The organism is Streptomyces alboflavus (assembly GCF_000716675.1).
Lineage (GTDB): Bacteria > Actinomycetota > Actinomycetes > Streptomycetales > Streptomycetaceae > Streptomyces > Streptomyces alboflavus.
The window spans coordinates 1-12,293 of record NZ_JNXT01000113.1; the positions used below are offsets into that span (position 1 = coordinate 1).

The window sequence follows — 12,293 nt, forward strand, 5'->3', positions numbered from 1 at the left end:
CCCCACGAAGGACCGCTCGGCCAAGGACCGCCCGACCCGCCCGACCCGCCCCGCCAGGCGCCGCCCCGCCGCCCCGCCGCCCACCCCGCGCCCGGAGCCCCGCCCCGCGCCCCCGCACCTCGCGGGCACCGACGAACTGGGCTCCACCGGCGCCGACTTGGAGCCGGACTGGTGGCGCGTGGACAGCTCGCCCGCGGCGGGCAGGGACACCGTGCACGGCTTCGTCGGCGGGGTGGAGATCCCCGAGATGCTGAAGCGGCCCTCGGTGAACATGGGCAAGCGGGGTCCCGGCGCGACGGAGGCCGAGGACGCCGAGGACGAGTACGACGACGAAGAGGTCTACGAGGACGAGGGCGAGGCGGCGGACGAAGCGGAGCCGGGCGAGGCCGTCGAGGCCGCCCCGCGCAGCCGGTTGCGGCGGCTGCTCGCACCCCCGGCGAAGGCCGTCCCCGAGGAGGACGCCGCGGAGGAGGACGAGCCCGCCCCGGTGGCGAAGGGCGCCAACGCCAAGGCGGGTCTCGCCCGGGCCCTCGCCAACCCCGTCCCGCTGCTCGCGGCCATCGCGCTCGTCGTGGGCGCAGTCATCGGCAACTGGTTCGCGCTGGCGGGCGGTTGGGTCGTCGCGTGGTTCTCGCGGAAGCTCAGCCCGGCCGAGCGGAAGGTCGGCGTGTTCGTCGTGCCGGGCCTCGCCATCGCGTCGGGCATCGCCTGGCTGTGGGGCCGCTCGCAGGGCAAGTGGGGCGAGCCGATCGTCAAGGGGCACATGAACGAGGCGGTGGCCGACACCTGGCCGTGGGTGGTCCGCGGCGCGGCCGTCGCCTCCGCGCTCTTCCTGGTGTGGCGGGCGCAGCGACAACGGCCGTCGGCGGACTAGGGCCAGCCCAATGGGCCGCCGCCGCAGGCTACTTCGTCAGGTCGGCCTGCATCTCGTCCAGGATCTTCGCCGCGGCCGTGTACCCGATGCCCTGGATCCACAGCTCGTCGTCGACGACGTGGACGTTGCCGGACTTCACGGCCGACATGTTCTTCCACAGCCCGCTGCGCACGGTCCGGGTCTGCTTGGACTTCTCCGGATCGCCGTACGTGGACTGGAAGATGACGTCCGCGTCGGCCATGTCGATCTTCTCGGGGCTCAGGTCGTACGAGAACCCGTCCTTGGCCTTCTTCGCCAGCGGCGCCCGGCCGAGCCCGACGTCCTTGAGGAGCGTGGCGATGTACGTCTGCTCGCCGTACACGCGGATGTCGGCGCCCTCCACGAAGCGGACGACGTTGACCTCGGTCGCCCTGGCCTTGGCGGGGCCGCCGACGGCCGTCGTGACCTTCTTGGCGTGGGCGGTGTAGTCGGCGACGGTCTTCTTCGCCTCGGCCTTCCTGCCGAGCGCGTCGGCGTGGGTCTGGAAGTTCTCCTTCCAGGGGTGACCGGTGGTCTCCGTCATCACCGTCGGGGCGATCTTCTTGAGCTGGTCGTACTTCGCCCCGTGCCGGATCTTGGACGTGAGGATCAGGTCGGGCTTGAGCCCGGCGATGACCTCCATGTTGGGGTTCAGCATCTCCCCGACGTCCTTGACGCCCGCGACCTCGTCCTTCGGCAGATAGCTGGGGAACCCTTCGGCCGCCTCGACGTGCGTGGCGCCGACGGGCTTCACGCCGAGGGTGATCGCGGAGTCCAGCTCGGCGGTGTCGAGCACGACGACCCGCTTCGGCTCGACCGGCACCTTCACGTCGCCCATGGCGGTCTTGACCGTGTGCGTCTTGCCCGAACCCGACCCTGAGCCGCCGCCGGAGCCGTCCGAGTCGGACCCGCAGGCCGCGAGGACGAGGGCGCCGGACAGGGCGAGGGCGCCGGGGACGAGGGCGCGGCGGCGCGGGAAACCAGTCATGACGTGGGCCTTTCGTCGAGGGGTGGTTTCTTGTCCAGGGGTGGTTTCTTGTCCAGGGGAGCCGATGGCCCGGCGGGGGCCGCGGACGTCCCGGGGTCCTGCGGCTGCCAGGGCGCGCCCGGCACCACGAGCGGCGAGCCCGTCACCGGGTCGGGGACGACCACGCAGTCGAGCCCGAAGACCTCGCCCACGAGGTCCTCGGTGACGACCTCCGCGGGCGTTCCGCGGGCGACCACCCGCCCCTCCTTCATGGCGACGAGGTGGTCGGCGTACCGGGCCGCCTGGTTCAGGTCGTGCAGCACGACCACGACCGTACGGCCCCGCTCGCCCGCCGGCGTGGGCGCGGCCAACTGGCGTACCAGATCGAGGACTTCGACCTGGTGGGAGATGTCGAGGTAGGTCGTGGGCTCGTCCAGGAGCAGGATGTCCGTCTGCTGCGCGAGCGCCATCGCGATCCACACGCGCTGCCGCTGCCCGCCCGACAGCTCGTCCACGGACCGCTCGGCGAGCGCCGCCACGTCGGTGCGCTCCATCGCCTCGGTCACCGCGGTCTCGTCGGCGTCGGACCACTGCTGCCACCAGCGCTGGTGCGGCTGGCGGCCGCGCGCCACCAGGTCGCCGACGGTGATCGCCTCGGGGGCGACGGGCGTCTGCGGGAGCAGCCCGACCTGCTGGGCGATGTGCCGTGTCGGCAGCTTCGCGAGGGCCTCGCCGTCGAGAAGGACCGAGCCGCCGCGGGGCTTCAGGAGCCGCCCGAGGGCCCGCAGCGTCGTGGACTTCCCGCAGGCGTTCGGGCCGACGATGACGGTGACCTTGCCGTCGGGGATCGCGAGGTCCAGGTCGTGCACGACGGTGCGGTCCTCGTACGCGAGGGTCAGCTCGCGGGCCGTGAGGCGGGCGGCCGCCGCGGGGGCGGGGGCGGGGGCGGTCACGCGGTGCCTCCATTGCGTACGGAACGACTGCGGATGATGAGCCAGATCAGGTACGGGGCCCCGACGGCCGCCGTCAGGACACCCACCGGCAGCTCCGTCGGCGCGAACAGCTTCCGGGCGAGCAGGTCCGCGAGTACGACGATCAGCGCGCCCAGGAGTGCCGAGCTGAGCAGCGGGATCTGGGCGGTGCGGGTGAGGCGGCGGGCGATCTGCGGGGCGAGCAGGGCCACGAAGTCGACCGGGCCCGCGGCGCCCGTCGCCACGGAGGCGAGCACCACGCCGAGCAGGACCAGGCCGAAGCGGACGCGACCCAGGCGCACGCCGAGGGCCGTCGCCGTGTCGTCGTCCATCGCCGCGGTGCGCTGGGCCCGGGCCGCCCAGGCCACGAACGGGAGCAGCACGAGCAGGGTCAGGGCGAGCGGGTCGGCCTCCGGCCAGCCGCGGCCGTTCAGCGAACCCGTCATCCAGATCTGCGCCTGCTGCGCGACCAGGTAGTCGCCCTTCGTCATGAACAGCGTCGTCACCGAGCGCAGCGCGATCGCGAAGCCGATGCCGATGAGGACGAAGCGGGTGGCGTGCAGGCCGCCCCGCCACGCGAACACGTACACGAGCAGCGCGGCGAGGATCCCGCCCGCCACTGACAGATACGGCAGGAGCGTGTACGACGTCACGCCGAACGTCATCGCCCCCACCGTCACCGCGCTCGCGCCCTGGCTGATGCCGATGATGTCCGGGCTGGCCAGGGGGTTGCGGGCGACCGTCTGGATGAGGGCGCCCGCGACGCCGAAGGCCGCGCCCACGAGGAGGCCGACCGTCATGCGGGGTTCGCGCAGGGTACCGACGACCAGTTCGTCGGGGGAGGGGTGGCCGAGGACGACCTTCAGGGCTTCGAGGGGGTGTACGAAGGTCTCGCCCACGCAGAGGTAGGCCAGGCTGGCGGCGGCGAGGGTCAGGGCGAGGGCCGCCGTGACCGCGGCGGAGCGGCGGTGGAGGAGGAAGGTGGCCTTCCGGAACCGGAGTACGGCGTAGCCGGGGGGACGCACGCGTGAGGGTTGCCCGGCACCGGGGGCACGGCGCTCGGAGGCACCGGCCGGATGGCCGAAAGCGGATCGGTCGTCGGTCTTCGTCACGCCGCCACCGCCTTCCTGCGGACCAGGGTCACCAGGAACGGCACCCCGATCAGGGCCGTCATGACCCCGGCAGGGACTTCGCTCGGGGGGAAGACGACGCGGCCGACCGTGTCGGAGACCAGGAGCATGACCGGACCGAGGAGGGCCGCGAGGGGGAGCACCCAGCGGTGGTCGCTGCCGATGATCGCGCGGGCGATGTGGGGGACGGCGAGGCCGATGAAGGCGATGGGCCCGGCGGCGGCGACGCCGACGGCGGTGAGGACGGTGGCGCCGAGGCCGCCGACGAGACGGACCGTCGCGACCTTCTGGCCGAGGCCCTTGGCCACGTCCTCGCCGAGGGCGAGGGCGTCGAGGCCGCGGGCGACGGAGAGCACGAGGAGGAGTCCGACGAGGAGGAAGGGCCAGATCCGGGCGGCGATGTCGGCGTCGCGGCCGGACAGCGAGCCGACCTGCCAGAAGCGGAACTCGTCCAGGGCGGAGGCCCTGGTGGTGAGGACGGCGGTGGTGACGGAGACGAGGAGGGCGTTGATGGCGGCGCCGCCGAGGGCGAGTTTGACGGGGGTGGCGCCGCCGCGCCCGCTGCTGGCGATGGCGTACACGGCGACGGAGGCGATCGCGGCGCCCGCGAAGGCGTACCAGACGTAGCCGGTGAGGGTGTGCACGCCCGCGTAGGCGATGGCGAGGACGACGCCGACGGAGGCGCCCTGGCTGATGCCGAGGATGCCCGGGTCGGCGATGGGGTTGCGGGTGATGCCCTGCAGGGCGGTGCCGGCGACGGCGAGGGCGGCGCCGACCATCACGCCGACGACGGTGCGGGGCACCCGCAGCTCCCGGATCACCTCGGCGGCGTCGCTGTGGCCGCCGTGCAGCAGGGCGTCGAGGACGGCGGCGGGCGCGATCGCGCGGGCGCCGACGGCGAGGCTGAACAGGACCGCGAGCAGCAGGGCCACGACGGCCGCCGTCATCGCGACAGCCCGTCTGACGGACACACGCATCGGCTGGGGCTCGTTTCGCAGGGGTTCGCTGGGTCGCAGAGGTTCGCAGGGCCGGTAAGGCTTGGCTAAGTCTAAGCGGGGCCGGGGTCTCCGCCCGGGGTCCGCGGCCCTCGGCACAATGGCCCCATGACCTCACGGACTGACCGGACCACGGCCCCCTTCATCGTCGGCTTCGACCTCGACATGACCCTGATCGACTCCCGGCCCGGCATCCACGCCTGTTACCTGGAGCTTTCCGCGCGTACGGGGACGTACATCGACGCGGACCTGACGATCACCCGGCTCGGACCGCCTCTCGAGGAGGAGTTGAGGCACTGGTTTCCAGCCGATCGCGTCGCGGCCATGGCCACGCTCTACCGTGAGATGTATCCCACATACGCGATCACCGCGACGCCCGCGCTGCCCGGCGCCCGCGAGGCCGTCGACGCGGTGCACGCGGCGGGCGGCCGGGCCCTGGTCGTGACCGCCAAGTTCGAGCCGAACGCGAAGCTCCACATGGAGCATCTGGCCATCGACGTGGACGCGGTCATAGGCGACCTGTGGGCGGAGCAGAAGGCGCAGGCGCTGACCGAGCACGGGGCGTCGGTGTACGTCGGCGACCACACCGGCGACGTACGCGGCGCGCGTACGGCGGGCGCGCTGTCCGTGGCGGTGGCGACCGGGCCGTGTGACGCAGCGGAACTGCGCGCGGCGGGCGCCGACGTCGTACTCGACGACCTGACCCGGTTCCCCGCCTGGCTGGCGGCCTACCGGGCGGACGGCTCCGTCGCCGACCTGGCCTGACGCCGCTGCACCGCGATGCCGCGCAGCACGCCCGCGCCCGCGACGAGGAAGCCCACTCCCATCAGCATGCAGACCGCGTACGCGATGGGTGGGAATGTGTCGCCGCCGAGGAACAGCGGTGCCACCGTGACCAGTGTGGCCACGGCGCCGACGAAGAAAACGATCGCGCCAATCCGTACGAGGCCGTCGCCCGGTCCGGTGGAATTCGCTTGGGTTTTGTCACGCACCGGACCAGGGTAGTTCCCAGCGCGTAGGAAGAAACCGGGGACGTCTTGTCACCGGCCCGGGGACCCATAGTCTTGGTTCCGGCGGGTCGGGGCGACCCGCTGTACTGCTATCCAGAGCCGTTTACGCCCGGCGGGCCGGACCGACCCGTCCGCCGGAACGCGTCGCGGCACAGACGAGTACGACGACGAGTACGAGGACGAGGACTTCACGTGCCTACCGGCAAGGTCAAGTGGTTCAACAGCGAGAAGGGCTTTGGCTTTCTCTCCCGCGACGACGGCGGCGACGTCTTCGTGCATTCCTCCGTACTGCCCGACGGCGTCGACACCCTCAAGCCCGGCCAGCGCGTGGAATTCGGCGTGGTCGCCGGGCAGCGGGGGGATCAGGCTCTTTCGGTGACGCTGCTCGACCCGACGCCCTCCGTCGCCGCGGCCCAGCGCCGCAAGCCGGACGAACTGGCGTCCATCGTCCAGGATTTGACGACCCTGCTCGAAAACATCACGCCCATGCTGGAAAAGGGGCGCTACCCCGACAAGGCGTCGGGCGCGAAGATCGCGGGGCTCCTCCGGGCGGTGGCGGACCAGCTGGACGTGTAGCTCCCCCAGGGGGCTGCCGCCCCCGGACCCCCGCTCTATCGGCGCTCCGCGCCTCGTCCTCAATCGCCGGACGGGCTAGAAACTTCCCCGGGGCGGGCTGGAACCGTGCCGCACTGGCGAGATACCCAGCCCCTCCGGCGACATATCTAGCCCCTCCGGCGTTTGAGGAGCGGGGTCTGGGGCGGAGCCCCAGTTTCGGGAAGGGGCGGGATTGGGGAGCCCCCGGCAGGGCCCCACCCCTCACGGAAACGCCAGGGCCCCCGGCCGCAACGCCGGCACCAACCCCTCCGCCGCCGCCCGCGTGAGGAGCCCACGAACCGCGGCGTACCCGTCCTCACCGAGGTCAGCGGTGAATTCGTTGACGTAAAGCCCGATGTGCTGATCGGCGACGGCGGGATCCATCTCCTGGGCGTGCTCCCGGACGTAGGGCCGCGACGCCTCCGGGTCGTCCCAGGCCATCCGCACGGACGCCCGGGCAGCAGCGGCCAACCCCCGCAGGACACCCTCACCGAGCGCCCGCCGAGCGATGATCGCCCCAAGCGGAATGGGCAGCCCCGTCACGCCCTCCCAGTGCTCCCCCATGTCCGCAAGCTTGTGCAGCCCGTAGTCCTGATAAGTGAACCGCGCCTCGTGGATGACGAGCCCCGCGTCCACCTTCCCGTCCCGCACGGCGGGCATGATCTGGTGGAAGGGCAGGACGACGATCTCCCCGACCCCGTCCGGCAGGACGTCCGCGGCCCAGAGCCGGAAGAGGAGATAGGCGGTCGACTTCTCACTCGGGACGGCGACGGTCTTCCCGCTCAGGTCCGTCCCCGCCTCCCGGGTCAGGACGAGCGGCCCGCACCCCCGCCCGAGCGCCCCGCCGCACGGCAGCAGCGCGTACTCGTCGAGGACGTAGGGCAGGACGGCGTACGACACCTTCAGGACGTCGAAGCCGGACGTGTCGGCGGAGCCGCGCTCGGCGATGCCGTTGGTGATGTCGATGTCGGCGAAGGTGACGTCGAGTTCGGGGGCGCCCGGCACCCGCCCGTGCGCCCACGCGTCGAAGACGAAGGTGTCGTTCGGGCAGGGCGAGTAGGCGATCTTCAGGGGCCGGGGCGGGGCGTCAGTCATGCCTGTTCCAACTCTCCAGTACGGGCGCGAGCTTCCCGATCACGGGCGTGAACTTCCCGAACGCGCCGGTGAGCGCGGCAAGCGCGGCCCCGATCCGCCAGGCGTCCCGGTCGCGGGGGCCCACCGGGTTGGACACGGCGCGGACCTCCAGGACGGGCAGCCCGTACAGGGCGGCGGCCTCGGCGACCCCGAAGCCCTCCATGGCCTCGGCGAGGACACCGGGGTGGCGTGCGCGCAGCGCGTCGGCGCGGGCGGCGGAGCCGGTCACGGTGGAGACGGTCAGGACGGGCCCGACGGCGGCGCCCGCGGCGGCTGCCAGGGCGCTCACGAGCGCGGGCGGGGGCAGATGGGTGACCCGGCCGAAGCCGAGGTCGGTGACGGGCAGGAACCCGTCGGGCGTCTCGGCGCCCAGGTCGGCGGCGGTGACGGCGTCGGCGACGACGAGGGAGCCGACGGGGGCGCCGGGCTGGAAGCCGCCGCCGATGCCGGCGGAGACCACCAGGTCGTAGGGGGCGTCGGCCGCGGCGGCGAGGGCGAGGGCGCGGCCGGTGGCGGCGGCAGCGGCGGCGGGTCCGACCCCGGCGACGAGGAGGTCGACGACGGGGGCGCCGTCACCGCCGGGGAGGCCGGACGGGCCGGAGTCACTGGACGGCCCGGCGGGGCCGGACGGTGCGGACAGACCGGACGCCACCGCGTCCCGCTCGGCGGGGACCGCGGTGGCGATCAGGACGCGCGGTCCCGGGGGCCGGGTCCGTGGTGCGGTCCCGGTCAGGCGTCCGAGTCCTTCTTGAACTTGAACGACCACAGGCCGGTGGCCTTGGCACCGCCCTCGGCCTTGCCGCCCTCGAGGAGGCTGACCGTGGTCGAGTTGCCGCTGCCGCCGTACTGCTGGTTGAAGAACACGCTGCCCGGGATGACGACGTACGTCTTCTTGCTGGCCTCGGTCAGCGGGCGGCCGTTCATCAGGAGCGTCCAGCCCTTGTCGGCGATCTCCGGGTCGACGCCGAAGCGGACCTTCTCGTCGGGGTCGACGGTGATGGACTTGACGTCCTTCTTGTCCTTCAGGCAGTCCTGCACCTCGGACTCCGTCAGTTCCTTGCCGTCGTTGTAGCAGGACGCCTCGGAGTGCACGGAGTCGCTGCCGACCGTCACGGTGGCCAGCGGCGTCGGCTTGTCACAGGCCGACAGGACGAGAAGTCCGGCGGAGGCGGCGCCGAGAGCGGCGACGGTACGGCGGCGACGCGCCGAGCGGGGTACCAGGATGGTCATGGCGGAAGGCTATCGGGCGCCGGGGTGACGCCTGCGAGGTGGGTGCGGCGTGCCGCCGGGCGGCGCGGCTCGGGTGGACCGGGTGGCGGGGCCCGGGTGGGCGCGGCGGCGGGGCGGGCGCGGCGGCTGTCAGGCGACGCGGGGGCGGCGCGCGCCGCCTCTGCGCGCCGCCGCGAGGAGCCCCTTCACCGTCGGCACCCAGCCCACCGCGACGATGCCCGCCGCGACCCACAGGCCCAGCGTGCCGTTGAGCGGAAGGGCGATGCCGATGCCGCCGCCGACCACCCACGCCATCTGCAGCAACGTCTCGGACCGCGCGAACGCCGACGTCCGCACCTCCTCCGGTACGTCCCGCTGGATCACCGCGTCCAGCGACAGCTTCGACAGCGCCTGCGCGAAACCCGCGACCGCCGCGAGCGCGGCGATGCCCACCGGGCTGACGAAGACCGCCGCGCACACCGCCACACCAAGCACCACCGCCACCACCGTCACGATGATCAGCTCCGGCGCCCGGGCCTTCAGCCACGCCCCGACCGCCGTGCCGAGCGCGTTGCCCGCGCCCGCCGACACGCCCACGATGCCCAGGGACACCGCGGCGCTCTGCCCGGCCAGCGGATGCTCGCGCAGCAGGAACGCGAGGAAGAAGATGAGGAACCCCGAGAGGCCGCGCTGCGCGGCGTTCACGACGAGGCCGTGCGTCACGGACGGGCCGACGGTACGCAGACCGAGGCGCCGTCTGCGGGAGCTGTCCTCGCGGTCCCGGGCACGGGCCAGGTGCAGATGGTCCTCGTCGGCGGCCAGCAGCGCCTTGCGCTCGCCCTTCGCCGAGTCCACCTTGTGGGGCAGCGTGAACGACAGGACCGTGCCCGCGATGAACAGCACGAACGCCCCGTACAGCGGCCAGCGCGGCCCCAGCGCCTGCAGGCCCGCGCCGACCGGGGCCGCCACGCCCGTGGCGAGGAGGCCGCTCAGGGTCACCCGGGAGTTCGCCTTCACCAGGGAGAACGCCGGTGGCAGCAGGCGTGGCACGACCGCGCTGCGCACGACGCCGTACGCCTTCGACGCGACCAGGACGCCCAGCGCCGCCGGATACAGCTCCAGGCCGCCCGTCACCACCGCGCCCGACAGCGTCAGCGCGAGCAGCGCCCGCGCCAGCATCGCGCCCGCCATCGCCGCGCGGCGGCCGTGCGGGAGGCGGTCCAGGAGGGGGCCGATCACCGGGGCGAGGAGCGTGAACGGGGCCATCGTGATCGCCAGGTACAGGGCGACGCGGCCCCTCGCCTCGTCCGTCGGCACCGAGAAGAACACCGTCGAGGCGAGGGCGATCGTGATCATCACGTCGCCCGCGCCGTTCACCGCGTGCAGCTCGATCAGTTTTCCCAGGCCCGACTCGCCCGCTCCGTGGGCGTGGGTCGCCTTGCGGATGCCCTTCGCCGTGCCGGTGAACGGCAGGTGCAGGGCGCGGCCGAGCGCTCGGGCCGCCCGGGTTGTCGCACCCGGTGCGCCCGCTCGCTGAGACGACGACCTGACGCCAGTCACCCAGTCATAGTGCCCCGTCCGGGGGTGGAGTAGCGGCATAACCACTCGTGGCCCTCGCGGGGGCGCCCCAGTCCCGCCCCTTCTCCGAAACCGGGGGCTGCGCCCCCTGGACCCCCGTTATCGGCGCTTCGCGCCTCGTCCTCAATCGCCGGACGGGCTGGAGTGGTGCCGGAGTCGGCCTGAAGATGCCGGGCTGTTGGCCGAGGTACGGACAGCGGAAAAAGCCCGTCCGGCGATTGAGGACGAGGGCCGAAGGCCCGAAAAGCGGGGGGAGAGGGGGCGCAGCCCCCAGACGGACCCGGTACGCCGGTGTGGGCCCAGGGGCCAGGAGAAGGTAGCGTGCGTAACGCGCCTGCGGCAGCAGTCCTCGGCCGCGCGCCTGCCGGCCATCCCGCAGAATGGATGGCGTAGGTGCGCCCGGTGACGTCGGGCGCGGACGTCGACGCGGCCCCCTGGTCCGCTCCGTCCGTGCCGCCGCGTAAGAGTGGCGCACTCGTGAGACGGCGTAGGAGAGAAGCGATACCTGTGAGCGCAGCGACAACGCGAAGCCGTACCCAGCGCACCCCGCGTACCCCCGACCGTCTCTGCGCCGAGGCGATCGGCCTGGCCCGTGCCGCCGCCGAGGAGGCCGCCGCGCCGGGTGTCGTCGGCGAGCACGTCGAGGTGGTCGTCGAGGGCGACCGCGTCGTCACGCATCTCTTCGAGTGCAAGGAAATGGGCTACCGGGGCTGGCGCTGGGCGGTGACCGTCGCCCGCGCCTCCCGCGCGAAGGTCGTCACCCTCGACGAGACCGTCCTGTTGCCCGGACCCGACGCCCTCCTCGCCCCCGAGTGGGTGCCCTGGAGCGAGCGCCTTCGGCCCGGTGACATGGGGCCCGGCGACCTGCTGCCCACCGACGCGGAGGACCTGCGGCTCGAGCCCGGTTACTCCGGCGAGGACGAGCCGCCGCCCAACTCCGTCCTGTCCGAGGACATGGCCGAGCGGGTCGAGGCGGAGGACGCCGAGGTCACCGCGGGGGCGCCCGCCGACCTCACCGTCTCGCCCGCCCGCGGGTCGCTCGCGGCGATCGCCGACGAGCTGGGGCTCAGGCGCGCCCGCGTCCTCTCCCGGTACGGGCTGCACACCGCGGCCGACCGCTGGGAGGAGGCGTACGGCCCGAAGACCGCGATGGCGCAGGCCGCGCCCGCGCCCTGCGTCAGCTGTGGGTTCCTCGTGCCGATCGGCGGGTCGCTCGGGCAGGCGTTCGGGGTGTGCGCCAATGAGTTCGGGCCCGCGGACGGGCGGGTCGTGTCCCTCTCGTACGGGTGCGGGGGGCACTCCGAGGCCGCCGTCATGCCGAAGCCGCCTCGGCCGGCTCCGCCCGTGCTCGACGAGACCAAGGTCGATGTGCTGCCGTTGCGGCCCGCGCCGGATTCCGGGTCGGTGCTGCCGGTCGGGGTCGGCGAGGACCTGGGCCACAGCTAGCCTCTACGGTTCCTGGGACTCCGGTACGCCCGGTCGTGCCGCGCCCCGTCCCGGGGCTTCGGGCGCGGGTCCGGTGGGTGGTGACGCCACGCTCCGCGCGGCGTTTCGCTCCCACCCACCCACCCACCCGTTCACCCCGAACATCGCCCTCGGGAGCTCCGCGTGCGGGCCGGTGGTCGTTTTTCGCCGCGCTGCGCGCGACGTGTTTCCCACCCGCCCACCCGTTACCCCCAGAGGCGGCTTCCTGGGGCTTCGCGTGCGGGCCGGTGGGTGGTGACGCCACGCTCCGCGCGGCGCTCTGCTCCCACCCGCCCACCCGTTTGCCCCGAACATCAAGGCTGAGGGGCTTCGCGTGCGGGTCCGGTGG

At 73.3% G+C, this 12,293-nt stretch carries 13 protein-coding genes; 4 read left to right on the plus strand and 9 right to left on the minus strand.

The window, feature by feature from the left end; all coding sequences use genetic code 11:
* The coding region (locus OO63_RS45790; RefSeq protein ID WP_033264963.1) for a hypothetical protein at positions 1-874 on the plus strand (874 nt) is incomplete at its 5' end.
* Between the two features lie 28 nt (positions 875-902).
* Here OO63_RS45790 and OO63_RS40490 read toward each other — a convergent pair.
* From OO63_RS40490 to OO63_RS40505, 4 genes are all read right to left on the minus strand, one after another.
* On the minus strand, positions 903-1,880 hold the full coding sequence (locus OO63_RS40490) for an ABC transporter substrate-binding protein (RefSeq protein WP_030363399.1): 978 nt from the start codon (positions 1,878-1,880) through the stop codon (positions 903-905).
* Entirely contained in the window at positions 1,877-2,812 is a 936-nt protein-coding gene (locus OO63_RS40495) for an ABC transporter ATP-binding protein (RefSeq protein ID WP_051811776.1), read from the minus strand. The genes OO63_RS40490 and OO63_RS40495 overlap by 4 nt, the downstream gene beginning before the upstream one ends.
* Entirely contained in the window at positions 2,809-3,855 is a 1,047-nt protein-coding gene (locus OO63_RS40500; RefSeq protein WP_030363397.1) for a FecCD family ABC transporter permease, read from the minus strand. Before OO63_RS40500 ends, OO63_RS40495 begins: the two co-directional genes overlap by 4 nt.
* An 83-nt stretch (positions 3,856-3,938) precedes the next feature.
* Positions 3,939-4,937: a FecCD family ABC transporter permease gene (locus OO63_RS40505; RefSeq protein WP_030363396.1), complete on the minus strand. Its 999-nt coding sequence runs from the start codon at positions 4,935-4,937 to the stop codon at positions 3,939-3,941.
* 126 nt (positions 4,938-5,063) lie between these two features.
* Between OO63_RS40505 and OO63_RS40510 the strand changes: the two genes are divergently transcribed.
* Positions 5,064-5,720, plus strand: coding sequence for an HAD family hydrolase (locus OO63_RS40510; RefSeq protein WP_030363395.1), 657 nt, complete (start codon positions 5,064-5,066; stop codon positions 5,718-5,720).
* On the opposite strand, the gene OO63_RS40515 is transcribed toward OO63_RS40510, so the two are convergent.
* Positions 5,684-5,947, minus strand: a complete 264-nt coding sequence (locus tag OO63_RS40515; RefSeq protein ID WP_030363394.1) for a hypothetical protein — start codon at positions 5,945-5,947, stop codon at positions 5,684-5,686. The two genes, OO63_RS40510 and OO63_RS40515, sit on opposite strands and share 37 nt — an antisense overlap.
* A 210-nt stretch (positions 5,948-6,157) precedes the next feature.
* On the opposite strand from OO63_RS40515, the gene OO63_RS47495 reads away from it, so the two are divergent.
* Complete coding sequence (locus OO63_RS47495; protein ID WP_030363393.1) at positions 6,158-6,541, plus strand: cold-shock protein; 384 nt, start codon at positions 6,158-6,160, stop codon at positions 6,539-6,541.
* Between the two features lie 240 nt (positions 6,542-6,781).
* On the opposite strand, the gene OO63_RS40525 is transcribed toward OO63_RS47495, so the two are convergent.
* The 4 genes from OO63_RS40525 to OO63_RS40540 form a co-directional block, all read right to left on the minus strand.
* On the minus strand, positions 6,782-7,654 hold the full coding sequence (locus tag OO63_RS40525) for a 1,4-dihydroxy-6-naphtoate synthase (RefSeq protein ID WP_030363392.1): 873 nt from the start codon (positions 7,652-7,654) through the stop codon (positions 6,782-6,784).
* Entirely contained in the window at positions 7,647-8,459 is an 813-nt protein-coding gene (locus OO63_RS40530) for a futalosine hydrolase (protein WP_078619674.1), read from the minus strand. The genes OO63_RS40525 and OO63_RS40530 overlap by 8 nt, the downstream gene beginning before the upstream one ends.
* The gene (locus OO63_RS40535; protein ID WP_030363390.1) at positions 8,423-8,923 is read right to left on the minus strand and encodes a hypothetical protein; all 501 of its coding nucleotides are present in this window, start codon (positions 8,921-8,923) and stop codon (positions 8,423-8,425) included. The genes OO63_RS40530 and OO63_RS40535 overlap by 37 nt, the downstream gene beginning before the upstream one ends.
* Positions 8,924-9,052: 129 nt before the next feature.
* Positions 9,053-10,501, minus strand: a complete 1,449-nt coding sequence (locus OO63_RS40540) for an MFS transporter (protein ID WP_397622266.1) — start codon at positions 10,499-10,501, stop codon at positions 9,053-9,055.
* A 486-nt stretch (positions 10,502-10,987) separates the two neighbouring features.
* Here OO63_RS40540 and OO63_RS40545 point away from each other — a divergent pair, with 486 nt between their 5' ends.
* Positions 10,988-11,926: a DUF3027 domain-containing protein gene (locus tag OO63_RS40545; RefSeq protein WP_030363388.1), complete on the plus strand. Its 939-nt coding sequence runs from the start codon at positions 10,988-10,990 to the stop codon at positions 11,924-11,926.
* Positions 11,927-12,293 lie beyond the last annotated feature (367 nt).

What these genes read in the sequence shown, in the direction of transcription:
- OO63_RS40490 (WP_030363399.1), bottom strand. Translation starts at nt 1,880, where the DNA reads ATGACTGGTTTCCCGCGCCGCCGCGCCCTCGTCCCCGGCGCCCTCGCC.
- OO63_RS40505 (WP_030363396.1), bottom strand. Translation starts at nt 4,937, where the DNA reads ATGCGTGTGTCCGTCAGACGGGCTGTCGCGATGACGGCGGCCGTCGTG.
- OO63_RS40510 (WP_030363395.1), top strand. Translation starts at nt 5,064, where the DNA reads ATGACCTCACGGACTGACCGGACCACGGCCCCCTTCATCGTCGGCTTC.
- OO63_RS40525 (WP_030363392.1), bottom strand. Translation starts at nt 7,654, where the DNA reads ATGACTGACGCCCCGCCCCGGCCCCTGAAGATCGCCTACTCGCCCTGC.
- OO63_RS40535 (WP_030363390.1), bottom strand. Translation starts at nt 8,923, where the DNA reads ATGACCATCCTGGTACCCCGCTCGGCGCGTCGCCGCCGTACCGTCGCC.
- OO63_RS40540 (WP_397622266.1), bottom strand. Translation starts at nt 10,501, where the DNA reads ATGCCGCTACTCCACCCCCGGACGGGGCACTATGACTGGGTGACTGGC.